Source organism: Bacillus sp. 3103sda1 (genome assembly GCF_024159135.1).
Classification (GTDB): Bacteria; Bacillota; Bacilli; order Bacillales; family Bacillaceae_G; genus Bacillus_A; species Bacillus_A rhizoplanae.
Genome location: NZ_JAMYWS010000001.1, coordinates 1,433,763 through 1,458,364, shown reverse-complemented (window position 1 = coordinate 1,458,364; position 24,602 = coordinate 1,433,763). Strand labels below are relative to the sequence as shown.

23 protein-coding genes and 1 riboswitch are annotated in these 24,602 nt (G+C 35.9%); of the genes, 4 read left to right on the top strand and 19 right to left on the bottom strand.

The window, feature by feature from the left end; all coding sequences use genetic code 11:
- Nucleotides 1–107 precede the first annotated feature (107 nt).
- Genes NKR74_RS07315 through NKR74_RS07300 form a run of 4 tightly spaced genes read right to left on the bottom strand, consistent with a single transcriptional unit; the run spans nt 108 to nt 3,762 of the window.
- Nucleotides 108–599 carry a LysM peptidoglycan-binding domain-containing protein gene (locus NKR74_RS07315; RefSeq protein ID WP_098309435.1) on the bottom strand — a complete coding sequence of 164 codons (492 nt, stop codon included), beginning with the start codon at nt 597–599 and terminating at the stop codon, nt 108–110.
- On the bottom strand, nt 574–1,188 hold the full coding sequence (locus NKR74_RS07310; protein ID WP_375337656.1) for a CPBP family intramembrane glutamic endopeptidase: 615 nt from the start codon (nt 1,186–1,188) through the stop codon (nt 574–576). The genes NKR74_RS07315 and NKR74_RS07310 overlap by 26 nt, the downstream gene beginning before the upstream one ends.
- Nucleotides 1,185–2,711 carry a RecQ family ATP-dependent DNA helicase gene (locus NKR74_RS07305; protein ID WP_253629106.1) on the bottom strand — a complete coding sequence of 509 codons (1,527 nt, stop codon included), beginning with the start codon at nt 2,709–2,711 and terminating at the stop codon, nt 1,185–1,187. The genes NKR74_RS07310 and NKR74_RS07305 overlap by 4 nt, the downstream gene beginning before the upstream one ends.
- A complete protein-coding gene (locus tag NKR74_RS07300) occupies nt 2,701–3,762 on the bottom strand; it encodes a YpbB family protein (protein ID WP_098309578.1) in 1,062 nt (353 codons plus the stop codon). Before NKR74_RS07300 ends, NKR74_RS07305 begins: the two co-directional genes overlap by 11 nt.
- Before the next feature lie 233 nt (nt 3,763–3,995).
- Between NKR74_RS07300 and NKR74_RS07295 the strand changes: the two genes are divergently transcribed.
- Complete coding sequence (locus NKR74_RS07295) at nt 3,996–4,244, top strand: ferredoxin (protein ID WP_098309437.1); 249 nt, start codon at nt 3,996–3,998, stop codon at nt 4,242–4,244.
- A gap of 302 nt (nt 4,245–4,546) precedes the next feature.
- Here NKR74_RS07295 and NKR74_RS07290 read toward each other — a convergent pair whose 3' ends face one another.
- Nucleotides 4,547–5,125, bottom strand: a complete 579-nt coding sequence (locus NKR74_RS07290) for an ECF transporter S component (protein ID WP_253629105.1) — start codon at nt 5,123–5,125, stop codon at nt 4,547–4,549.
- Between the two features lie 166 nt (nt 5,126–5,291).
- A riboswitch (FMN riboswitch) is annotated at nt 5,292–5,428 on the bottom strand.
- A gap of 363 nt (nt 5,429–5,791) precedes the next feature.
- On the opposite strand from NKR74_RS07290, the gene NKR74_RS07285 reads away from it, so the two are divergent.
- Nucleotides 5,792–6,475, top strand: a complete 684-nt coding sequence (locus NKR74_RS07285; RefSeq protein WP_253629104.1) for a hypothetical protein — start codon at nt 5,792–5,794, stop codon at nt 6,473–6,475.
- Nucleotides 6,476–6,507: 32 nt separating this feature from the next.
- Here the strand turns inward: NKR74_RS07285 and NKR74_RS07280 are convergent, their stop codons facing one another.
- The 13 genes from NKR74_RS07280 to NKR74_RS07220 all read right to left on the bottom strand — a co-directional run bounded on the left by NKR74_RS07280 (nt 6,508) and on the right by NKR74_RS07220 (nt 19,635).
- On the bottom strand, nt 6,508–7,122 hold the full coding sequence (locus NKR74_RS07280) for a peptidoglycan DD-metalloendopeptidase family protein (protein ID WP_098309440.1): 615 nt from the start codon (nt 7,120–7,122) through the stop codon (nt 6,508–6,510).
- Between the two features lie 86 nt (nt 7,123–7,208).
- Nucleotides 7,209–7,790 carry a cob(I)yrinic acid a,c-diamide adenosyltransferase gene (locus tag NKR74_RS07275; RefSeq protein ID WP_098309441.1) on the bottom strand — a complete coding sequence of 194 codons (582 nt, stop codon included), beginning with the start codon at nt 7,788–7,790 and terminating at the stop codon, nt 7,209–7,211.
- 119 nt (nt 7,791–7,909) lie between these two features.
- The gene (locus NKR74_RS07270) at nt 7,910–9,640 is read right to left on the bottom strand and encodes an ATP-binding protein (protein WP_301287781.1); all 1,731 of its coding nucleotides are present in this window, start codon (nt 9,638–9,640) and stop codon (nt 7,910–7,912) included.
- Between the two features lie 32 nt (nt 9,641–9,672).
- Entirely contained in the window at nt 9,673–10,389 is a 717-nt protein-coding gene (resD, locus tag NKR74_RS07265; protein WP_253629103.1) for a DNA-binding response regulator ResD, read from the bottom strand.
- 654 nt (nt 10,390–11,043) lie between these two features.
- Nucleotides 11,044–12,201 (bottom strand): c-type cytochrome biogenesis protein CcsB, encoded by a 1,158-nt coding sequence (ccsB, locus tag NKR74_RS07260; RefSeq protein ID WP_253629102.1) that lies wholly within the window; start codon nt 12,199–12,201, stop codon nt 11,044–11,046.
- Nucleotides 12,202–12,215: 14 nt separating this feature from the next.
- On the bottom strand, nt 12,216–13,838 hold the full coding sequence (gene resB, locus NKR74_RS07255; RefSeq protein ID WP_098309445.1) for a cytochrome c biogenesis protein ResB: 1,623 nt from the start codon (nt 13,836–13,838) through the stop codon (nt 12,216–12,218).
- 152 nt (nt 13,839–13,990) lie between these two features.
- Nucleotides 13,991–14,512 carry a thiol-disulfide oxidoreductase ResA gene (resA, locus tag NKR74_RS07250; protein WP_098309446.1) on the bottom strand — a complete coding sequence of 174 codons (522 nt, stop codon included), beginning with the start codon at nt 14,510–14,512 and terminating at the stop codon, nt 13,991–13,993.
- 120 nt (nt 14,513–14,632) lie between these two features.
- Nucleotides 14,633–15,361 carry a 23S rRNA pseudouridine(2605) synthase RluB gene (gene rluB / locus NKR74_RS07245; RefSeq protein WP_253629101.1) on the bottom strand — a complete coding sequence of 243 codons (729 nt, stop codon included), beginning with the start codon at nt 15,359–15,361 and terminating at the stop codon, nt 14,633–14,635.
- A 290-nt stretch (nt 15,362–15,651) separates the two neighbouring features.
- On the bottom strand, nt 15,652–16,182 hold the full coding sequence (spmB, locus tag NKR74_RS07240; protein ID WP_253629100.1) for a spore maturation protein SpmB: 531 nt from the start codon (nt 16,180–16,182) through the stop codon (nt 15,652–15,654).
- A complete protein-coding gene (locus tag NKR74_RS07235; protein ID WP_253629099.1) occupies nt 16,179–16,775 on the bottom strand; it encodes a nucleoside recognition domain-containing protein in 597 nt (198 codons plus the stop codon). Before NKR74_RS07235 ends, spmB begins: the two co-directional genes overlap by 4 nt.
- Complete coding sequence (locus tag NKR74_RS07230; protein ID WP_253629098.1) at nt 16,768–17,889, bottom strand: D-alanyl-D-alanine carboxypeptidase family protein; 1,122 nt, start codon at nt 17,887–17,889, stop codon at nt 16,768–16,770. Before NKR74_RS07230 ends, NKR74_RS07235 begins: the two co-directional genes overlap by 8 nt.
- Before the next feature lie 231 nt (nt 17,890–18,120).
- Nucleotides 18,121–19,035 (bottom strand): superoxide dismutase, encoded by a 915-nt coding sequence (locus NKR74_RS07225; RefSeq protein WP_253629097.1) that lies wholly within the window; start codon nt 19,033–19,035, stop codon nt 18,121–18,123.
- 108 nt (nt 19,036–19,143) lie between these two features.
- Nucleotides 19,144–19,635 (bottom strand): DUF3907 family protein, encoded by a 492-nt coding sequence (locus NKR74_RS07220; protein ID WP_098309452.1) that lies wholly within the window; start codon nt 19,633–19,635, stop codon nt 19,144–19,146.
- A gap of 465 nt (nt 19,636–20,100) precedes the next feature.
- Here NKR74_RS07220 and mprF point away from each other — a divergent pair, with 465 nt between their 5' ends.
- Nucleotides 20,101–22,677, top strand: a complete 2,577-nt coding sequence (gene mprF, locus NKR74_RS07215) for a bifunctional lysylphosphatidylglycerol flippase/synthetase MprF (protein ID WP_253629096.1) — start codon at nt 20,101–20,103, stop codon at nt 22,675–22,677.
- 5 nt (nt 22,678–22,682) lie between these two features.
- Here mprF and NKR74_RS07210 read toward each other — a convergent pair whose 3' ends face one another.
- Nucleotides 22,683–23,453: a hypothetical protein gene (locus NKR74_RS07210; RefSeq protein ID WP_253629095.1), complete on the bottom strand. Its 771-nt coding sequence runs from the start codon at nt 23,451–23,453 to the stop codon at nt 22,683–22,685.
- Nucleotides 23,454–23,760: 307 nt separating this feature from the next.
- On the opposite strand from NKR74_RS07210, the gene deoD reads away from it, so the two are divergent.
- Nucleotides 23,761–24,468, top strand: coding sequence for a purine-nucleoside phosphorylase (gene deoD / locus NKR74_RS07205; RefSeq protein WP_253629094.1), 708 nt, complete (start codon nt 23,761–23,763; stop codon nt 24,466–24,468).
- Nucleotides 24,469–24,602: the final 134 nt, after the last annotated feature.

The window sequence follows — 24,602 nt, the reverse complement described above, 5'->3', positions numbered from 1 at the left end:
AACACATCACCCCAGCAAGTGAAGAAAAACCCTCTACTTCTGTAGAAGGTTTTTCTTCATCTCGTCATTCGCGGGCAGTAAGGTCTCCCGCTGACGGAAGGTTCACTTTATTTTTTCGGTTCTGGTTCTGACTTCTTCGGAATTTTTAACACTTGCCCTGGTTCTAAGTCTTCTGCTACTTCATTATATTTCTTTATAATCGCTATCCCATCTTCATTCGGAAAATATTTCTTTGCAATATCTTCGAGCGTTTCTCCCTCTTGTACTGTATGAAACTGAAATGTCTCTGATGGTGATGACTTTGATTCATTATCGGTTTTCTTTTTTGAATCAAAAAAAATAACTTCAAATGCACTTTTTTCAGAATTGGCACTCGATTCCGCCGCTTGCTTCTCCTCCATGTAACGCTCTGTATACCATAAAATACTTATTGGAAGAAGAATAAATAATAATGTTAAAATCCGAACAAAAAAGTGCTTTATTTTAAATTTTGATTTTTTCTTGTCTTTATGGACTTCACTACGAGGCGGTAAACCCTCTCCTTCTTTTTCCGTTGACTCTTTCATGTTCTCTTCAAACTCTGTTGTCTGCTTCGCCATATCGGTCACCACCATCTTCCGTTTGCTTTCTTAATTGCAATCCCATTATGAAATCGACTAAAAAATGCGCAAAAATCGTGATCAGTAAATTACCAGTCCATTGAAATACAAAACCAAATACACTACTAATCATCAATACAAAACAAAATAAAAACGGCTTAGTAATATAACGAATATGTAAAACTGCAAATACAACACTCGCAAAAATTAAGCCAAAATACGTTTGTATCACGCCACGAAATAAAAACTCTTCTGCTATTCCAATTAAAAGGGTAACAGCGAACACGCGGAAAACAGACATTCCTTGAAACATACGATCATTAATCCCGCCATCATCAAACCACGATTCAGGAAAAAAATGCATCGCAATATAATCAAATAAAACAATCACACAAGCTACTCCGCCACCTATTAGAAAAATAGATGAAAAATCCCATTTCCACAAAGCTAGAAATGCGTCCATACTCGGAAATAATATATACGCTAACAAGATTCCAATACATATAATGATCGCTTGCGTAATATATAAATTAAGTCGGATTTCTTTTAGACTCATGTCTTCAATACTTGTCTTGCGTATATCCATCATTCCTCCATTCTGAATCCGAAGAGCAATTGTAACTCTGTTTCCCAATTATAGTCGAAAACAGGTTGCCTTGCTTGTCTTTTTTTATAATCTTCTATATGAATCCCGCAATAGTCACAGCAATTTTCCGGCTGCGTTTCCTTTACATATCCAAACTGGGAAAGAATCGCTTCTCTTTTACAATCCGTTCGTCGCATCCATTCTTTCATCGTTTCTAGTTGACCGTATTTATTATAAAGCCGAGTTTTCACTTCTGCAATTAACTTCCGCTCTGCTTCATCTGACAAGGATTCAATCATCAATTCTCTATGTTGTATGATTTTCATCTTTTCAAAATGATACCGAATAAATCGCCAATGTTGTTCACTCAATCCTGCTGTATTGTAGCAAATTTCTTCTACACCTTCTAACGGTAATACTTGGGCTTGAAACATTGTTTCTCGTAATAAAGAAAATAAAAAGCGTATTTGTTGTTCATTTGGTAATTCTTCTTCAATAATGGAGATTGGCAACTCATGATCAAGGGGACTACATAACAAAATGGCAATGCTTGGCTTTCCATCTCTACCTGCCCGTCCAATCTCTTGCAAATAAGACTCTATATTTGTCGGATAATGAAAATGAATAATATAGCGTGTGTTTTGCTTATTTACTCCCATACCAAATGCACTTGTACACACAACGAGCTGGAGTTGATTATTCATAAATTGTTGCTGAATTAACATCCGTTCTTCATGTTCCATCCCACCATGATAATGCGCAACATCTTCAATCCCTTCACTTCTTAAATACGCTGCAAGACGTTCAGTCCAAGCTCTACTCGAACAATAAATAATGCCAGGACTTTGTAAATATTTCACATGAGATAACAGCACTTCTTTTTTCTCTTGAATGGTTTGTACAAATTCTACTTTCATAGCAATATTAGGGCGATCAATCGAATATAAATGCTGCCTCACATCTTTCAAATTTAAACTTTCAATAATATCTTGTAATACTTCTTTCGTAGCAGTAGCTGTTAAAGCAAGAACCTTAGGATAGCCCATCGATGCAATAACTTGATCTAGCTTTTTATAATCTGTTCGAAAATCATATCCCCATTGAGAAATACAATGTGCTTCGTCCACAACAAATAAAGAGATATGAATTTTCCTTAATTCTTTTAGCAACACATCTGATTGCAGCATTTCAGGAGACACGAATACAAATTTATAGGAATGCAACCGCCGCATAGCTTCTTTTTTCTCTGCCATTGTTCGAAAGCTGTTAAAAGCAATAACTTGATTTTTCACAATGTATTTTAACTGTGTAACTTGATCTTCCATTAATGACAATAGCGGTGAAACAATGAGTACCGTTCCATCTTGTATAAATCCTGGAAGCTGATAACAGAGCGATTTCCCCCCTCCAGTCGGCAGCATCGCTACAACAGAATTTCCATTTAATAAGTCTGCAATAACTTCCTTTTGTCCTGGCCGAAATGTCCGGTACCCAAACCACTGATATAAAATATCTTCAAGTTTCATGTAATCCCCCTACTCGCGCTAATACAAGCCGAATTTCAAAATAGGAAACATGCTCTCCAGCAGCTTGTTTCAAGACTCGCAGCTTCCGCGTTTGTAACTTCTCAATCATTTTCTGTATTTGTTTCATTTTTTCTTTTTCTACAAATTGCTCCACCTGAAATTCTTTTTCACGCAATGCAATTTCCACAATATGATCCTCAATTGTCGCCACTTTTAATTTTCTTATCCTAGCAATTTCCTCCATAGTTCGTCCTTGCTTCCATAGTTGATATGTTTTTTGTGTTGATATACTAAATAAATCTGCTTTTTCATTCGGATACGCAATAATTTGTGCCAATAACGGAAAATTCTGCTGATGATTTTGTACATGTTGAATGATGAAATGAGTCGTTCCCCAAAATAAAAGATATACTCGAAACGCATCTTGCTTCATCATATTTCCAAGTTGATCTGTTGTATAACCAATACGATGGTATCCTGTTAGACGATATACGAAAATGGTTGCTTCTAGAGAGGTAACATACACTAATATTGAATTTATTTCTTTATATAACTGTTCCGCTAATTGTCCTCTTGAAACAGGAGAGTTCATAATAAATTGTTTTACCCACATCGTGATTTCTGTATCTTGCTGAATTGGAAGGAATTTCACATATTTTTGTTGCAAATTAGATACAGTTTGCACAATTAAGGATAACCTTTTCCAAAAGCTCTCTCCAAGTTCGCCGTATTGCAAACCGTGTAAATATTTCGGGAAAGAAAAGAATTTTTCCCATTCGTTTACTTGTTTCTCTCCCATTTCAGATAAAATGTAAGTATTTTCATGCACACATGTAATAAGTTGCTTGTTTAATAATGCTTCAATCTGTTTATCATAATCATGACGTCTTAAAGATTTATATACACTAAACAAAAAGGAAAGATGAAACATATTCCCATCTTGCAATGTTTGTGAAGAACGTTTCCCTTTTAAAAGGTGATAAATAGAAGAAACCGTTCGTTCACCTTTTAATTGTTTCAAACAGTATAGTACGGTATATTGTAGCTGCAACGCTTCTTCCACCCTTTCAGTCTACTTCTACTTTCATTGTAACAAAATGCATCTTATTTAGATATTTTTAAAATTTTATGTACAACTATAGAAATTAGTTGACACACTCAATTGATAAGAATTATCATTATAATTTTATATTGAAAAGTTTCAAAAACCGTTTTACAATAAGGTTATAATTTTTCATCAGTGTTCTTATATACATATACATATTATTTAGGGGGTATACAAAAATGGCAAAATATACAATCGTTGACAAAGATACTTGCATTGCATGCGGAGCTTGCGGAGCAGCTGCACCGGACATTTATGATTACGATGATGAAGGCATTGCATTCGTAACACTTGACGATAACCAAGGTATCGTTGAAATTCCAGATGTATTAATCGATGATATGATGGATGCATTCGAAGGTTGCCCAACTGACTCTATTAAAGTGGCAGAGGAAGCATTCGACGGTGACGCATTAAAATTTGAATAGTCTTATTGTTGACTTCAAAAAATACCCCTCAAATAATGAGGGGTATTTTTTTACACTTTATTTTCTTCTATGAAGCACAACTTTCACTAGTCACTCATCCTAAATTTAGTGGTCAGCCCCATCAAACAGACTCTTACTACTCCTTACGCGAGATAAAGTGAAACTTCCATCAGTGGTTTTTTTCATCCCCTACCTATCTCCTTCGAGTTCCTCACAATCTTGAAGCGGAGGGCTTACTGCCTGTTAATGCGGGATAAAAAACATCAGCAGAAAAAACTTCCACTGATGCAAAACCTTCTATATTATGCATTTTTCATTTTCGCAAATACCCATACTTTTAATCGAGAAAATAAAGGAACAAAAATAATTGTTACTATAATCCCTTTAATTATATTAAAAGGTAAAATTCCCGCTACAATTATTTGACGCATTGCATCGTTAGACATAGCAGGTTGACCTAAGAACCAAGTGTAAGCTGGAAAAATGATGAAATAATTTAATACACTCATAATTACTGTCATCATAATTGTTCCGAACATTAATCCTGTTGTTAAACTTTTTACTGTGCGATGTTTACGGAATAAAAGAGATGCCGGAAGAATAAAGAGACATCCAGCAACAAAATTCGCCACTTCTCCTACAGGTACGCCCGTTAAATCGCCTTGAATACCATAATACAGGACATTTTTTATCCCTTCTACAATTACACCTGAAATTGGTCCAAAAGTAATGGCTGCAATTAATGCTGGGACATCACTAAAATCAATTTGCAAAAACGGTGGCAGCCCTGGAAGTGGAAAATCCAGCATCATTAATAAATACGCAATGCTGCTTAGCATCGCAACGCTCATCATTTGTACTACACTCTTCTGTTGTTTCATGTTTCTCTCTCCTTTTCCATCGATCATCTCATGGAAAGTGGAAAGGCTCTGCTATGCCTAAATATATTCCTGCATGAAAAAACCCTTCGCGTCCGAAACGCAAAGGGAGAAATTTTAGGCACATCAAACAAACGTTCAAACATATATCTTTTTTGAACGCTCGAACCTCCATCTTCTCCCATCCAGACTGTACTGTCGGCTTTGGAATCGCACCAAATCCTGCCTTAACGGCTCGCGGGCTTAGAACAAAAATACACGTTCATCACCGCCGGTCGGGATTTTCACCCTGCCCCGAAGATAGACCGATATTCTATTTTCCTCATCATTATACAACAATTTTAAAACAATGTGAATGAAAATGCTTCTTTTTCACTCACATTGTACAACACCTTCCTATACTTAGCAGTCCCCCACCTCAAGATGCAGAGAAAAGCGAAGAAGATAGGCCGGGGATAAAGAAAACTTCCACTGAGGGAAATTTTCTTTATCCAGTCACATCCTCATAATTGCATGCTATTCTAACAATAAGTAAATAATACGACAAAAAGGAACAAATTTTCGTGTTTGTTCTTTTTTGTCCACAATTCTCTAGCCATTTATACGTGAAAGTGATAAGATATGATATTGTTAAGAAAAACAGCATTTTCTTACAATGGAGGAAATGTCATGAGTAAAGAAAAGAAACAGCCTATTCGAGAAATTATGAAAAAAAATCTTCGCAAAGAATACTTTTATTTAAAAAAGGAATTGCTGTTCTATTGTCCTCTTGACTCAGGTAACTTTTCAAGAGATACATATTATGTTGCTTTTGATGAAGATGGCATTAGTGTATATCAATATGATAAAAATTCAGACAGTAAACTAAAACTTCGCGAACGACATCCATGGAAAAGCTGGAGAAAAGTCAAAATTGATCATTATTTAACAAAAACTCATTTTGTCTTTCAAGGAGAACGAAATTGGATTCTTTCTCTTTTTCATCAAGGAAAAAAGGCAGAAAAAATCATTCAAACTTATACATCCTTAGAAACAGAAATTGTTTCCAGATCATTTTTTAAAAAACTGCCTGGTTATCGATCTAATACAACATTGAACGTGTATATTGGGAGTATTTGCTATACTGTACTTATTGCATTTTTATTAAAATTGATTCTCCCATCTCAAATTCAAATTGCTTTGTATTCGCTGTCTCTCGGCTGTATGCTGCTCGGTCTTCTTTGTTTCGTTATCGGTCTTATTGAACCTACTCTTGTCTTATTTAGAACAGAAGAAAAAACACGAGCTAAAGTGTTTTATTATTATAGCTATTTAATAATTGCTGGATTTGTATGTATCTTTATTTTTTGGTAACAAGAAAAAGAGCTAGTCTTCCTAGCTCTTTTTCAATTAATATGTAATTTTTGTGACGGATAAATAGTATCTTTTTGCAAATAATTTTTCACTTTTAATTCTTCAACAGTTGTACCGAACTTCCTAGCAATACTGACCAATGTATCACCTTTTTGCACGACATATACAGAAGCAGATGCTACCGTATTAGGCTTTTCTTGAATCATTTGCAGCGGATTTACTGCATTTGTTTTCGCTATCGTCCAAGCCCCTTTATGAATTTCTAAATGTAAGTGAGCACCATTCGATTGTCCTGTATTTCCCACTTGACCAATTTTTTGCCCTTTTAAAACTGCATCTCCCTCTCTCACAAGTCGTTTATTCATATGAGCATATACAGCTTCATAATCTTCATGTTTAATAAACACAACATGCCCGTAACTATCAGAAAAATAAGATCTTGTTACAACACCATCTTGCATAGCTGCTATTGAAGTGCCGATCGGTGCAGCAATATCAATCCCAAAATGTTTTCCATTTCTCGTTCCAAAATAATCGCTAATTCTCCCCTCTACCGGCCATGCCCACCGCTTTTCTTCAGCAGCACCTTCTGTTTGTGCTATAAAAAAAACACAAAAGAAAAGCAAAATGATTTTTAAAGCTTTCATTATAAATCCTCCGTTTTCTAAATAACAATCACACTTTCTCTATTTTGGTTGATTATAGCAAAAAGTATACCAAAAAAAGAAAGAGCCTATTTCTCTTTCTTCTCCTCCTTATCTCGAAATACAATCGCGCTTCTTTCATATTCTATATCTTTCACATTAGAACGAGCATTCACAACTCTTGCAACTGCAAATAAATAATCCGATAAGCGATTTACGTATTGCAAAACATATTCATTAATCTCATCTTGTTTCTTTAAAGCAACAATACAACGTTCTGCTCTTCGTGTAACAGTACGAGCAATGTGAATAATAGCCGCCCCTTGACTTCCTCCTGGTAAAATAAAGCGCTCAAGCGGCGGTGCTTCTTGTATATATACATCAATCCTTTCCTCTAGAAAAGTAATGATGTCTTCTGTTACTTTATACGGAATTTTTCTCTTCACAATCGCTAAATCCCCGCCACAATCAAACAACTCATGCTGAATTTTTTCAAGTTCTTGATAAATATCTTGAAACAATTCCCCCTCTAGCAATGTCATCGCATGTCCAATAAACGAATTCGCCTCATCAATTGTTCCATATGCCTCTACACGCAAATTGTCTTTATCTACGCGTCCTCCAATAAGACTTGTTTGTCCCTTATCTCCTGTTTTTGTATATAGCTTCATGTTTTCCCTCCTTATTTCTCTTTTTCATTCTTCTCTTATACTAACATTCCTTTTCTTTTTCAAAAAAAAAAGCTTATCAAAAAGATAAGCTTAAAAATTCGCATATAATTTCATCATACTTATGTTGGCAAATATACAGAGAATGTCGTCCCCTTATCTACTACACTCGACACTGTAATCTTACCATCATGTCCTCGCACAATATTTTTTGCAATCGCAAGTCCTAACCCTGTACCACCTGTTTTCCCACGTGTACGAGCCTTATCCGCTTTATAAAAACGTTCAAATAAGAATGGAATATCATCCTCTGGAATACCAACCCCAGAATCTTCAACTTCGAATACAATTCCATTATTTTTCTCATCGATAATAAGCGATACTCTACCACCCGCATTTGTATGTCTTAAAGCATTATCAATTAAATTTGTTAACACTTGTTCCATACGATCTGGATCAAAAGAATGCTGCTCTATGGAAGTGCGAAAATCAACTACTAACTGCACTTCTTTTTCCTTTGCTATCCCTTGGAATTTTCGTGCAATCTTTTCAACAAATGGAACAATATCTACTTCTGATATATGTAATTCTACGTGACCGCTCTCCATTCGAGCTAAATCTAACAATTCATTCACAAGACGACCTAAGCGTACAGATTCATCATAGATAATTTGCACAAATTCATGCACTTCTTCTTTCGTTTGAACAATGTCATCTAAAATTGCTTCACTATATCCTTGCAGCATAACCATTGGTGTACGTAATTCATGCGATACGTTTGCAATAAAATCTTTACGCATTTTTTCAAGACGGCGTTCTTCCGTCATATCACGAAGTACCGCAACAGCACCACGAATCTTCGTCTGATTGTACAGCGGTGTCATCAGTACAACATAATTACCTTTTTCTAAATTAACTTCTATAACTTGTTGCTGTTCACTTTCTACAACGAGATGAAACAGTTCAACAAGCTCCGATGGCAAACTCACACTTAACTCTATCTCTTTTTCTTCATACCATACTTGTAAGAAACGTTCTGCTGGCGGATTAATTACAACAACTTCTCCTTCTTGATTTAACGTAATAACACCATCAGCCATACTACTTAAAATACTAGAAAGCTGTTCTTTCTCTTGTTGCAGCGCATTAATATTAAACTTCAATTGTTTTCCCATTTGATTTAAAGCTGTTGCAAGTTCACCAATCTCATCTTGCGAAACCGCTGGTACCTTCGCATCAAATTTCCCGCGTGCTACTTCAAAAGCTACTTCGCGCATTTTACGAAGTGGGGCTGTAATTCGAGTTGATAAGAAAAAGGCAAAGAACGTTGTTAAAATAATCGCAATCCCCGCAGATAAAAAGATAAAATCTGTCGATTTTTCTATTCCTTGTTTTGGTACTTGTAACGATTGATATACAAAGACCGCACCATCTTTTGACGACTTTAACGGAACACCGACAATCATAATATCATTGTCAGGATTTTTCTTATTGTTTTCATCTGGGACGGTCTTAATTTTTTGTACCTTTTTACGTTCTGTAAATACCGCTTGTAACTCTTTGTCATTTTTCAAATCAGTTAGTGTTAGCGTTGCCAATCCTTGTTGTGCCGGAGAAGCAGATATTTCATTATTATCTTTCACAATAATAATACGCGAAAGGGGGTCAGCGAATTTATATGCGATATGTTCTATCGTCTGCTCATCCGTCCCCTCTTCTATTAATTCAGAAACACTCGTTGCAACATTCGTAAGCCTTGTTTCTCCCATTGTTACATAATAATTATCAAAAAACTGCGAAAGTAAAATGGCAACAAAACCAAGCACGAAGGAAACAAGGAGTAGAATCGTCATCCATAATTTCCCTACTACACTTTTCCAAAGCATTAATCGTTCACAACCTCAAACTTGTAACCAACACCCCATACAGTTACAATCATTTTCGCTGCATCTGCTGACTTTTTACTTAACTTCTCACGCAGGCGCTTTACATGTGTATCAACTGTGCGTAAATCACCGAAAAATTCATACTGCCATACTTCTTTTAATAACTGCTCTCGGTCAAATACTTTATCAGGTGCCTTCGCTAAAAATAGTAATAATTCATATTCTTTTGGTGTTAAATTCACTTCTTCTCCATCAGCTGTAACACGATGTGCGTCATTATCAATTGTGAGATGAGGAAATACAATAACATCTTTTGTTGTCGTATCTTGCGTAAAGAATGTCGTTGTTACTGAGCGACGTAAAACAGCTTTTACACGTAGCACAACCTCGCGTGGGCTAAACGGTTTTACAATATAATCATCTGTACCAACTTCAAATCCTTGTACGCGATTCACTTCTTCTCCCTTTGCCGTTAGCATAATAATCGGTGTGGCTTTTTTCTCACGAATACCTTTACACACTTCAATGCCATCTTTTCCAGGCATCATAATATCTAAAAGAATTAGATCATAATCATTTTGCAACGCTTTTTCTAACGCCGTCTCACCGTTGTCAGCCTCATCAATAATGTACTGCTCTCTCTCTAAATACATTTTTAACAAACGACGAATACGATCTTCATCATCTACAATTAAAATCTTTAATTCATTTTCCATCGCAACCCGCTGTACATGTAAATGTCACAACGGTTCACACCTACCTTTCTCCAATAAAGTAAAACTTTCCTCAAATTTGGTTTCCACTGAGGGTTCGTTGAACTACTCAAGTGCATATTAGTAGTTATCTCCCACTTGCCTTCTATTCCTCTGAATCTAGTGAGGGGGATATCCTAATTACTAATTAGAACAGAATAGAGCCCTAAACTTACCCTTATCTCATTTTCATAGACAAAACCTTTCATGATTGAAAGTTCACCTTTGCATTATGTTTCACAAAAAAAATAAAATTTGTTCATAGTTTTTCCAAAAATATGTATGTTTCCTGAACAATATAATTTGTCCTCGACATCATTTTACAAAATTCTCTTATGCTTTGTCATGTTTTTCTCAAAAAAGAAAAGAAATTGACAAAAATAAAATAGGAAAGTGACGGTTACCTTCCTATTTTATCCCGCATTAATGGGCAGTAAGCCCTCCACCTCAAGATTGTGAAGAATCCGAAGAAGATAGGTGGGGGGTAACTGCCCGTAAAAGCCCGATTGGTGAGAGCTTTCCATCAGTGGGAGATGAAAAAACTCTCCACTGATGGAAGTTTCACTTTATCCTGCAATAATGAATCGTACGACTTGACTCGTTGAACTTCAATTATTGTTATGCATATGAATGCAGGCCTGCAATTACTAAGTTTACCACAACAAAGTTAAACATAATAATTGCAAATCCGATTACTGCAAGCCATGCTGATTTTTCACCGTGCCACCCTTTAGACAAGCGTAAATGTAAAAAGGCTGCATAAAAGAGCCAGGTAATGAGTGCCCAAACCTCTTTTGGATCCCATCCCCAAAAACGTGTCCATGCAATTTGCGCCCAAATCATCGCAAAGATTAATGCACCTAACGTAAAGACTGGGAATCCAATTGCAACAGAGCGATATCCAATTTCATCAAGCAAATCACTATCCACTTTTTGTACTACTGGTTGAATCGCCGCTGCCACTCGTTTACGTAAAATCAATCTTAATAAGATATACAGTCCTGTTCCTATAAATATCGACCAAATCACTGTATTTAATTTTTTCGCATTAATAATAGCAGGTGTTTCTATAACAGGCTCAAGTTTGTCAGTTGTGACTAACTTTCCTTCATGAGGTCCTACTAAAGCAGGTAGATTGTACACCATTTCTGCTTGCTGCTCATTTTTATCAATCCATTGGAATTTCGCTTCATACTTTACACTTGAAAAAGCAGTTGTCGCTGCTATAAATCCAATTACACAAACAAGCGAAAAAATAACTGCTTCCAGCCAAAATGTTTGCTTACTTTTTTTTGACTGATCCACATTTTTCAGTAAATATATAACCCCCGCAATAAAACTAATTGCTAAAATAGCTTGGCCAGCAGCTGCTGTTGTTACATGAATCTGTAGCCAGTAACTTTTTAATGAAGGGATAAGCGGTGTAATTTCCCTCGGAAACATACTTGCATAGGCAATGAGTAAAATAGCAACTGGAAGTGCAAATAAACCAAGGATGCTTGTCTTATATATAAAATACATAATAATAAATGCACCAACCATCATCATGCCGAAAAATGTCCCAAATTCAAAAAAATTACTAACTGGTGCATGTCCTGATGCAATCCATCTCGTAACAAAGTATACCGATTGCGCAGCAAAACCTAGAATAGTAATACTTATCCCAATGTTTGCCCACTTCCGCCCTTTTTCTTTAATCGCACCTCCAAAAAACAACGTTGCAATTAAATACAATACGAAAGCAGCAAATAAGAAATTACTACTTATTTCTACCATACTCTCTCCCCACCTTAACTAATTTTCTTCTCATTGACTTTATCATTTGGCTGTGGAATGCTTGTCCCTTCTAAGACTTTTTCTATCTCTTTTCGCAAACCATACCAATTTTTATTTGTATGCCCAGCAATCCACCATTCATTGTTAACACGTTGTATCCAAATGCGTCGATGATTCCAATACATACCTTGAATAACACCGACCATGAAAATAAAGCCTCCCAGAGCTATAATCCAAAGTGTCAAATCTTTTCGTACAGTAAGCGCTGTAACGTTACGCGTTTCTACACCTGCAAAAGACATTTTGTATAAATTGTTTCCTTCTGGCTCTATATTTTGTCGAATTCCAACAAAGCTCACTTCTCCCTTTGGTGTTTCGGGTGTAAACATTTTAAAAACAAACGCTGGATTATTAGGTAGCTTCGTTTTTGTATTCGGTTTTCCACTTTCATCAAAGTAAAAATCCGGAAAATAACTTAACAACTGCAGAGAGTATCCATTTCCTAAATCGTATGTTTCTTTTGGATTTGCTAGGTCAACTGTAATTGGGCCCCATTTTTGGCCACTTTCTTTCTTTTGTAAAGCAAAAGACATTTTACTAAATTCGCCCTCTTTAAAATCTACTTGATAAAGAGCATAATGATCAAATTTAAGAGGTTCATTCACTCGAATGTTATACTCTTCCACTTTCTCAAGCTTTGGCTTTTGACCAGCAATATTTTTTCCAACCGCTTTATATAATACGGCATTTGTTTGATAGTTTTTCGGAATTACCTTATTCCCAACTCGATCAATCGCATCATCAAAGACTTCATTTTCTTTTCCTTTATCATAGACTTCTTTAATGAATTTTTCATTCTTCAAATAATACTTTCCGTCTGTTCCTGGGATTTCTTTCATTTCACCTTCACGAAGCCAAAGCGATTCATCTACATACATACCAGGGACAAAACGCAGCATCGTTCCAAATAAGAAAATAATAAGACCAATATGATTGACATATGGACCCCAACGAGAAAAACGTCCTTTTTCTGCTAGAATGTTATCATTTTCCACTCGTACATTGTATTTTCTCTTTTTCAAGTTTTCCTTAACACATTCAATTTCTTCTTTTGTTGCTAGTGCTACTCCGTATAATCGCTGCCTCTTTAAAAAACTCGGATGCCTTGTTACTCCTTGTTTTTTCAGCGCTTTATACAAAGGAACAACTCGGTCTAAACTACATATAACGAGAGAAATCCCGATAGATGCAATTAACATCATATACCACCAAGAGCTATATAGATTGTCAAATCCTAATTGGTAATACAATTTTCCAAGAAAACCATACTGCTGTTCATAGTATTCCCCCGGCGTGACATTTGGTGGGAGATACATTTCTTGTGGAAAAATCGTCCCCACTCCAGATGCGATAAGTGTAATAACAATGAGCCATACTCCAACTTTTACGGAAGAGAAAAAACTCCAAATTTTATCCACAACTGTTTTTGTATGTGTAAGAGACCGCCGTGCACTTCCTTCATATCGCATATCTAATAATTTCGTATCTTTCTCATCTTCAAAAGGCTTTCCGCAAGCTTCGCAAAAGATTGTACCAATTGGGTTTACATGACCGCAAACACACTTTATTTGTTCCAAATCCCTCACCGCCGTTTCTTTTCTCTATGTATCTATGTTTCATAACACTTTCACTGAATAATCAGAATTTTATTGTTAGGTACTGAAATTACAAACAGTACCTCAATTGACCAATACTACCTGTACAAATATATTTTCTATACATTTCTCATTTATGGAGTAATTTTCTTTAAATATTCTTCCATTTGTTCTTTAGATTGTGTACCTGTAATTTTTTCGACAATCTTTCCGTCCTTATCAATTAAAAACGTTGTTGGTAACGGTCCTACATCATATGTATTTAAAATTTCTTGTCCTTTATCAATCGCTACTGGAAATTTCAGTCCATATTGATTCACAAAGTTTTTCACAGCAAGTTCTGTTTCATCTGCATCTAATGCCACTATTTCGACACCTTTTTCTTTATATTTCGGATATAATTCATTCATATATGGCATTTCTTTCTCACAAGGTCCACACCATGTTCCCCAGAAATTTAAGAAAACACCTTTTCCTTTTAAATCTTTTAACGTAATTTTGTTACCTTCTAAATCAGTAGCAACAAAGTTTGGCGCTTCCTTTCCAACTTGCGCTTTCTCCTTATCAACAAAAAAGTTTTGATATAACGTAAACCCTACTGCCCCTCCTAATATGAGCAAAATGATTACACGAAATAACAGCCTATTTTTCTTCACGGTGTCTCTCCTCTCTTAACGAAATAAATAAGTTTAGCACATACTAAACTTTTCTATGTATTCACTTCTATCAGTAAAGATTTCTTTACTGATAGAAGCTTTTATTCCTGTTACTAAATACTATCTTGGTTTCGTTGAAGCAAGGGCACGAAGTTGCTTTACTTCATGAGGAGAAAGTTCTCTTGCATCTCCTGGGCGTAAATTACCTAGCTCTAAAAAGGCGTAACGCTCGCGCTTTAATTTCATAACTTTACAGCCAATTGCTTCAAACATTCTGCGTACTTGGCGATTTCTTCCTTCATGAATTGTCAATTGTACAATTGCAACCTCTTTACGTTTATCCCAAGAAAGGATTTTCACATGCGCAGGCGCTGTTTTCCCTTCTTCAAGCATAACACCTTTTTCTAACATACGGATTTTTTCACCAGTTAACGGACCTTTTACCTTTGCCACATATGTTTTTTCAACCTTATACTTTGGATGCATTAAAATATTCGCAAAGTCTCCGTCATTTGTCATCAATATTAAACCAGATGTATCATAATCTAAGCGACCGATTGGAAAAAGGCGCTGTGGAATTTCTGGAAAGAAATCTGTGACCACTTTTCTTCCTTTATCATCCGTTACACTCGAAATAACGCCAGTTGGTTTATATAATAAAAAGTAAGCAGGTGTTTCTTTTTCAAGAGGAATGTTGTTTACTTCAACTTTATCTTGCGCACTCACTTTCGTTCCTAGTTCGGTCACGACTTTTCCGTTAACCTTAACTTTCCCTTGTTGAATAAGTTCCTCTGCTTTTCTTCTTGATGCGATACCTGCTTGTGCTATTACCTTTTGTAATCGTTCCATTTCGTTTCTTCACCTCAAATTCATCTTACCTTCATTAGAAGGACTTGGCAACTGTCTAACCTACTCGACAATTCCCCTTACTTACCATAAACAACATTGCCAACTTTGTAAGCTAATAAAGGAATGCGGTATGATTCTCTTCTTTATTATGGTCCACATCCTTCCATTTGCTTACGGCAAATGTTCACGTTTTTGTCAAAAACAATCCATAAAAAAGCCACTATTAAGCGCATTCTTAATAGTGGCTGTATTCGTATTATAGTCCAATTTGAATGAAAAATGAATCATTATTACTGAAACATAAGTGAAACAAATACAATTGAACACACGATACCAATTAAATCAGCAAATAAACCAACTTTTAATGCATCGCCCATTTTCCGAATCCCAACCGCCCCAAAATAAACTGTTAAAATATAAAAAGTCGTATCTGTACTTCCCTGCATCGTGGAAGCAAGTCTCCCAATAAACGAATCTGGTCCGTATGTGGCAATTAAGTCCGTTGTAATACTTAACCCTGCTGATCCAGAAATAGGACGAATAAGTGCAAGCGGAACAATTTCTGCTGGCACATGAATCATATCTAGCATTGGTTTTATCACATGAATCATTGCATCTAGCGCTCCTGAAGCTCGAAAAATGGCAATAGAAACGAGCATACCAACCATAAATGGTAAAATGGATACAGCAATTTGAATCCCTTCTTTTCCCCCTTCTACAAACGACTCATATGTCGGTACTTTTTTTATCGTCCCATATAATAGAATAAATCCAATCACGCATGGAATCACCCATAGAGAAATCATATTGACGATACTCATTTTTTCTTCCCCTTTCTACTTCTTCTTCGGTAAAAATAACGGTCAATCCAAATGGCACCAATCATAGATAGTACTTGGGCGATAAACGTTACCCCTACAATTTCAGTAGGGTTTGCAGAATGATATGTCATCCGAATTGAAATAACCGTAGTGGGAATAAGCGTGATAGCCGATGTATTTAAGGCAAGAAATGTTATCATAGAACGACTCGCAAAGTCTTTTCCCCCATTTAACTCTTTTAAATGTTCCATTGCTTTAATCCCAAGTGGTGTAGCTGCATTTCCTAAACCGAAAAAATTTGCCCACATATTGGATAAAATGAAACCCATCGCTGGATGATCCTTCGGAACTTCTGGAAATAATTTTTTTACAACAGGCATACACAATGCAACAAGCTTCTTTAATAGTCCCGCTTCTTCTGCAATTTTCATTAAACCAAGCCAAAAAACAAGAACACTAATAAGTCCAATACAAATAGTTACAGCACTTTTTGAACCTTCAAAAACCGCTTTATTCACTTCTTCCATCGTTCCGTTAAACATTGCATACACAATACCAATTAACGCCATCGCAGCCCAGACAAGATTAACCATCTGTTTTCACACCTAACATTTGTGAAAATACTTCTTTAAAATCACTCCAAAACAAACCTGTTGTCGCAATAAGCTTTCGTTTACTATAAAATAAATTACGCTCTCCAATCTCTTCTCCATTTAGATAAGCAATGGCGCGACCTACTTTCTCTCCATCTGTTACCTTGGCTGTTTTATCAAATTCAATGTTTAATGTGACCTTTTTTAACTCCTCTTTTGTTAGCGGCACTAGCAAATCATTTTTCGTATATATATGATTTGTATACTTTTTGTCTTGAATTTCCGAAAGTACTCCCTTTTTTAGTACTGTAGTTGGTATATACTGTTTAAAACCTTCATTAAATAAATACTTATGGTCATCCCAATCACTCGAAGCCTGCAATGTTACAACAATCAAATCTAGCCCATCTTTTGAGGCAGTTGTTACAAGTGTTCGTCCTGCCTTTTTCGTAAATCCAGTTTTTCCTCCTGTTGCATACTCGTACATAGAGGTAACAAGCTTATGTTTATTTTTCCATGGATAATCCCACGCTTGTGATTGATACGTTTTCGTTCCAAAAATTTTACGAAATGTCTCATTGTTCATGGCGTACCGTGTTAACTGTGCCATATCATATGCTGAAGAATAATGTGTCCCATCCCCATCTAAACCGTGCGGATTAGAAAAATGTGTATCCTTCATTCCAATTTGGGCGGCCTTTTCATTCATTAAATAGACGAACCCATCCGTACTTCCACCAACATATTCTGCAATTGCCTGAGCTGCATCATTTCCAGAACGCAGCATTAAACCGTATACTAAATCTTCTAACGGTACTTTTTGTCCTGGCTTTAAATAAATAGCCGATCCTTCTACACGAACAGCCGTATTGCTAATTGATACCTTTTCTTTCATTTTTCCTGATTCAATTGCCAAAAGCGCGGTCATAATTTTTGTAATGCTTGCAATTTTTTCAGATTCATGCTCTAACTTTCCATATAATACCCGCCCCGAATGCTGCTCCATCAACACGGCATTACGAGCACTAACATTATTCATTTGTGCATATGTATCATTTGGTAACATACTTGCACATATTATAATAAGTGCAATCATGATCCATCTCCCTCGCATACATTCACGTCCTTTTTGGCACTTTTTGTACAAGTGTATGCTTGGACTTTTAAAATATGAATGGAAGTTGAGGTAGAGGACTTACTGCCCGCAAATAGCGGGATAAAGTGAAACTTCCATCAGTGGGATTTTTTTATCTCCCACCTATCTTCCTCGCTTCTCTCTAAATCTTGAGATGGGAATTTTACTACCCACAAATAACGGGACAAAAAAAGACGCATCACGATGCGTCTAATATGGTATCCACTGAAGTTCTTTTACACTTTCAAATCTTTTCTCTACATCACCCCAGTTGACAATATTCCACCAATTCTTAATATATTCTTCCTTTCGGTTTTGATATTGTAAATAATACGCATGTTCCCATACATCAAGTACTAATAGAGGGATTGTGTCCCATTGCGTAAATAATTGATGAAGTGTACTTTGTAAAATTTCTAATCGCCCGGAACGAGGTGCCCAAACGAGAATCGCCCATCCAGAACCTTCCACCTTTGCTCCTGCTTCTGTAAAATGTTTTTGAAAACGTAAAAAGCTCCCGAAATCTTTTTCAATTTGCCTCGATAAGTCTCCATGTGGGCTACCACCACCATCTTTTTTCATATTGTTCCAAAAAATAGTGTGTAAGTAATGTCCGGAACCATGGAAAGCAGCTTCTCTCTCCCAATGCTTTATTAAATCAAATTGATTTGTTTTTCGTGCTTCTGCCATCATTTTCTCTGCTTTATTCAATCCTTCTACATAACTACGATGATGCTTATCATGATGAAGCATCATAATTTCCCTTGAAATATACGGTTCAAGTGCATTATACGGATATGGAAGTGGCGGAAGAGTATGTCCCCCAATCGGTACAGAAGTTTCTACATAATTTCTTTCGTATAATACATATTGTTCTGAATCAGACATTAACGCCTCTTGTAAGTAGTGTTGAATATGTTCAACATCATCACTAATTTCATAAACAAACTCCGCATCATAATCATATTCATTTTCTTTAATACGATCTAATAACATTTGAATTTTATATGCAAGCATATGGACATCATACACTTCCGTTGCCCGGTTATCTAATACGTGGAGAACACTTTCGCACCAACTTTCAACTTCATGAAAGTAATCGGTAAACACTTCTTGCTGACTCATATGTCACCTCCATCAATGCTATCCTTTTTAAATGTATTCGAAAGTATGAGCGTATATGACGTTTCAAAAAGCAAAAGAAGCTAGGGATCACCTAGCTTCTTTCAGTAGTTAATATTTTTGTATCATTTTCGTTTGATAGTCTGTCTCATAATATTCTAGTTCTTCACGCAACATTTGAAATTTCCCTTCTAACTCTTGCATCATTCGTTCAATAGAAAAAGGAGGTTGTTTTTGAAAGGCAATTGAATTCTTCCCTGTATAAGCTGATCGGCTATTTTCATACCAATAATCATTTTTCGGTGAAAAAAACTCTGCAATCACTTGATGATAGATTTTATATAACGTTCTTTGCGCTGCATTTTTTCGAAACGGCTCATTATTCATTACTACGCAGCAAGCATCTAACCCTTCTTCACAAAATACAAGTAAACGTCGAATTGAAGCTAACAATCCAGCAAAATACTGTTCATCGCCTTCAGGTGTTTCTTCTAATAATAAAGGTAATGTGTGATTATTTACATATTTTGTGATCACTTCAATTACTTCTTCCAAAAAAACAGTTACTTGCCGCGTTTGATTTTCAACCATTAAATTCGACATGCTAGTTTCTCCCCTCACCATTTTAACGGATTTTCGAAAATTACTTATGCTGCTATTATTGTTTCTTCATCAAAATATACGCGATATTCTTCTATCGTATTAATATGAAAACGCTCTAGCTGTTTCTATTTTTATCACATAAGCTAGCGCAACATATATGTTTTGATTTTCGATTTTAAAAAGCAGATTTCCTTCAAAAGGAGTAAATTCTTGCAAAATTTCTTCAAAATAAAGTGAAACTTCCATCAGTGGGGGTCTTACTGCCCGTTAATGCGGGATAAAACATGAAGCTTCTTTTCTATTCTATCTTATATATTAATTCTTAAATGTAAAAAAATTTGTAATATGCTAAATTACATTTTTTAGTTTATAGCTTTTGTAACTGAATTTTCCTTTTTATTTTCACTGAAGTTTGTCATAATAAAAATATTGCCTCAGTTTTCTTATATAAGGAGAGTTGTCTTTATGTCGTTTTCATGGAAACGTATGCTACAAATCGGAAAATTTATTTTCCCCTTTGTCATACTAACAATTGTGTTTTTTCAAGCACGAAAAGAACTATCAGGTATCTCATTTCGAGAAGCAGTTGAAACGATTAAAAACATTCCATCTGGTGGTTTTTTCTTAGCCGTTACACTTGGCGCATTGGCTATTGCTACAATGTTCTTTTATGACTTTGTAATGCTGCGGCATTTGCAAGCTGATATACCAGTTAAAAAGATTTTCCGCATTTCTTGGATTGCTAATACATTAAATGGATTTATAGGATTTGGTGGTCTTATGGGGGCAGGTATACGTACAATGTTATATCGTCCTTATGTACAGGAGAACGGTAAACTTCTTAAAAGTATCGCTTGGATGACAACGGCTTTTATTAATGGGTTAGCATTACTATCCTTTCTTGGCCTCATCGGCGTATTAGATACAAGATTTATTTTACAAGAAAAACCTTGGCTATGGCCAGTTCTCATCTTTTTCGCCCTTTTTGTCCCATTATACATAGGTGTTTCAAAAATAAAAAATCGCAAGCGAAAAACAGAAGAAGCAGAACAAGTAGAACAAAATCCAACTGTCCTCTATTCACTTGTTTCATTATTAGAATGGGTATCGGCAAGTATTGTTATGTATGTCATCCTACTTCTATTTGGGATTGAAGTAGATTTCCGTCAATTTCTCGGTGTATATGTCATTGCAGCCCTGGCTGGCGTTGTTAGCCTTGTACCAGGAGGACTTGGCTCCTTTGACCTTGTTTTCTTAACAGGACTAGAACAGTATGGATTTGATACAAGCGTATTGCTTCCTGCTATGTTATTATATCGCTTTGTATATTATATTTTACCATTTGGACTCGGATTGGTTTTTGCAGCGATTGAAATGACAGGAGCTGCTCTAAAGAAATTTGAAGATAAACCATTTATTGCACCTGCCCTCGAAACAACTGGAGTCCTTTGGACGTTGCAACGTGATTTTCTAAGAAAGCTCGGTTCTTGGGCATCTGCTGCGTTAACAAGCTTTGCAGGAATCATGGTGATTTTCTCCACTATCTTTCCAACAAGTATTGAACGCGCCCATGTACTTCATATTTTAGTCCCTAAATACCTAGTACAGATTTCTTTTAGTTTATCGCTAACATTTGGTATTTTGCTCGTTATTTTATCAAGCGGCATTTATCATGGAACGAAGCGATCCTACTATATGACGATTGCAACCCTAATCGGAGCCGCGATTTTTAATACATTAAAAGGAATTGATTTAGAAGAAACCTTTATCTTACTCATTGTACTCGCTGTACTATATATGATTCGTAAACGATTTATACGTGAAAAAGTGGAGGTTTTATTCTCAGATGTAGTAAAAGTATTCCTTTTTTTACTTATTACATTGTATCTATACAAAAACTTAGGGGTACTATTTGCGGAAGCAAAGGAAGTGTTTAAACCTGATTTTGTTGTTCGTAATATTAAACAAGTACAACGAAGTGCATTTGCCGCAGCCTTTTTTGTACCAAGCTTTTTACTAATTGGTTCCATTATCGCAAATCGCTATCGAAGTAAATTTCCCGGGCAACCTTTCAATCCGAAACGGCTGCAACATTTTTTAGATGAACATGGTGGGAACGTGTTAAGCCATCTTGGTTTTTTAGGAGATAAGCAGTTCTTTTTCAGTAGCGATGGCAAAGCGATGATTCAGTTTTCTCCTACAGGTAAACGTCTTATTGTACTCGGGGATCCAATCGGACAGCAATCTTCTTTTCGTAAAGTATTAGAAGAATTTCTAACAGAAGCGGATCGTTTCGGATATATTTGCGTATTTTATCAAATTGAAAGTAAATGGATGAGTTTATATCATGATTTCGGTTACAACTTCTTCAAACTGGGTGAAGAAGCGGTTGTCGATTTAAACACTTTTACAATATCCGGAAAAAAAAGAGCTGGATTGCGTGCAACTTTTAATCGTTTCGAACGAGAAGGTTATACCTTTGCGATTCACGAACCTCCATTTGCAGATGAATTGTATGATGAACTCAAAAAAGTATCAGATGCATGGCTTGGTGGAAAAAAGGAAAAGGGCTTCTCTCTTGGCTATTTAGATCGTGATTATGTGAACCGTGCGCCGGTTGCAACACTTTCTGATGCTGATGGTCAAATCATTGCCTTCACAACATTGATGCCTGTATATCAAGATGGTGAGTTATCTGTTGATTTAATGCGTTATTACCCTAATGCACCAGGTGGAATTATGGATGCTATTTTCATTCATTTATTCCAATGGGCAAAAGAAAATGGCTATCACTGCTTTAATATCGGAATGGCTCCCCTTTCTAACGTTGGGTTATCGGCACAATCATTTTGGTCAGAGCGCGTCGCAGCAGCCATTTTCAACAATGTTCGCTATACATATAGCTTTAGCGGCCTGAGACATTTCAAAGAGAAATATAAACCAGCATGGAGCGGGAAGTATTTAGCATTTCGGAAAAATCATTCATTGCCAATTACGATGCTCGCTGTAACAAAATTAATCGGAAAACGAAAAGACAGCTAAACTTCTTAGCTGTCTTTTCGTTTCTGAACTTGTAATACAAACTGCTCCTCATATTTCTCTCCGTTTATATAAAAAGTACCCCATATTTTATAAATCCCTTCACTCGGAAACGTAACGCGAAATTGCAATTGTCCTTCATCATTAACAGGAACAACGTACAAGAAATGTTGTTTTTTTTCATCTACTATGCGCAGTGCAGCACGTTCTCCTGTATTTGAGCGAAATTTTAGTTTTTTCCCTTTTTCTATTTGAAATTGAAACGTTAATGTTTCCTCTTCATTCGGATGTAACGTACGAAATAAAAGCGATGTTTTGTAAGTACCAATATTTTTTGTTAATACACTATCTACAGCAATTGGCTTTTGTTTTTTTTCTTCTTTATTGCCTACTATAATATTTTTTTCAGCAAACTGTTTTGTTGTCTCTCCTATTTCTTCATATAAGAAAATTGTATATTCCCCTGCTTTTTTAAATTGATACGTGGCTTTATATGAACCATTACCAGTAAACATTGGTCTCACCTGATACGACTGCGCTAACTGCTTGTCCACAATAAATAATCGAATGTGGTCGTTTACACCATGAATCTCATTCCCTTTTTTATCTTGTAATTGAAATGTAATATGTGCATTTTTATTTACATCGATATCATCAAGTTGCCACTTCACTTGTTGTACTTGTCCCGTTGTTTCTTCGCTGCTTTTGTATTTTTTCATATAAAATCCGCCAAGAACAATAAGAAGCAAAGCGATAATTCCTATTATAAGATTTTTCACGAAATCACCTATCTACTTTTTGATAAATTGTAACACAATTCAGACTATTTTATATATAAAAACATCTAATCTATATTCTTTTTTGTGCAATTATTTTATCTTACACTCTCTCCACCTACCTTCCTTGTCTTTTCATAATCTTGAGGTGGGATTTTACCGCCCATAAATAGCAATATAAATAGAAACACACGTTTGAAAACACACTATTGAAAACGCTCTACTTCGTGTATACTACAAAGAGAAAACTGCTTAATCGATATTATAATCACTATATAATATCGATTGCTACATAACGAGGAGGATATATATGAGCGTTCATATCGGAGCCAAAGAAGGCGAAATTGCTGAATCTATTTTATTACCCGGAGACCCTTTACGTGCAAAGTATATTGCAGAAAATTTTTTAGAAGATGTAACATGCTACAACAATGTACGAGGTATGCTAGGATTTACAGGAACATATAAAGGCAAACGTGTCTCTGTTCAAGGAACAGGTATGGGCGTTCCTTCTATTTCTATTTATGTAAACGAATTGATTCAAAGTTATGGTGTAAAAAACTTGATTCGTGTAGGGACATGCGGTGCGATTCAAAAAGACGTAAAAGTACGTGATATTATTATTGCAATGACTGCTTGTACCGATTCTAACATCAATCGTTTGACATTCCCTGGATTTGATTTTGCGCCGTGTGCAGACTTTGAGTTATTAAAGAAAGCATATGATGCTGGTGTAGAAAAAGGTTTACATATTCGCGTTGGTAACATACTAACAGCTGATGTATTTTACCGTGAAAGTATGGACATGGTGAAAAAACTTGGCGATTACGGTGTTTTAGCTGTTGAAATGGAAACAACTGCACTATATACATTAGCAGCAAAATACGGTGTAAATGCATTATCTGTTTTAACAGTAAGTGACCATATCTTTACCGGTGAAGAAACCACAGCTGAAGAGCGTCAAACGACATTTAATGAGATGATTGAAATTGCATTAGATGCAGCAATTCAATCGTAATTTTCACAAGAACTTGTCATACGTCTGGCGAGTTCTTTTTTATCCCGCATTAACGGGCAGTAAGCCCCCCACCTCAAGATTGAGAGAGAAACAAATAAGATAGGTTTGGGATAACTGCTGGCATGCGCCCGATT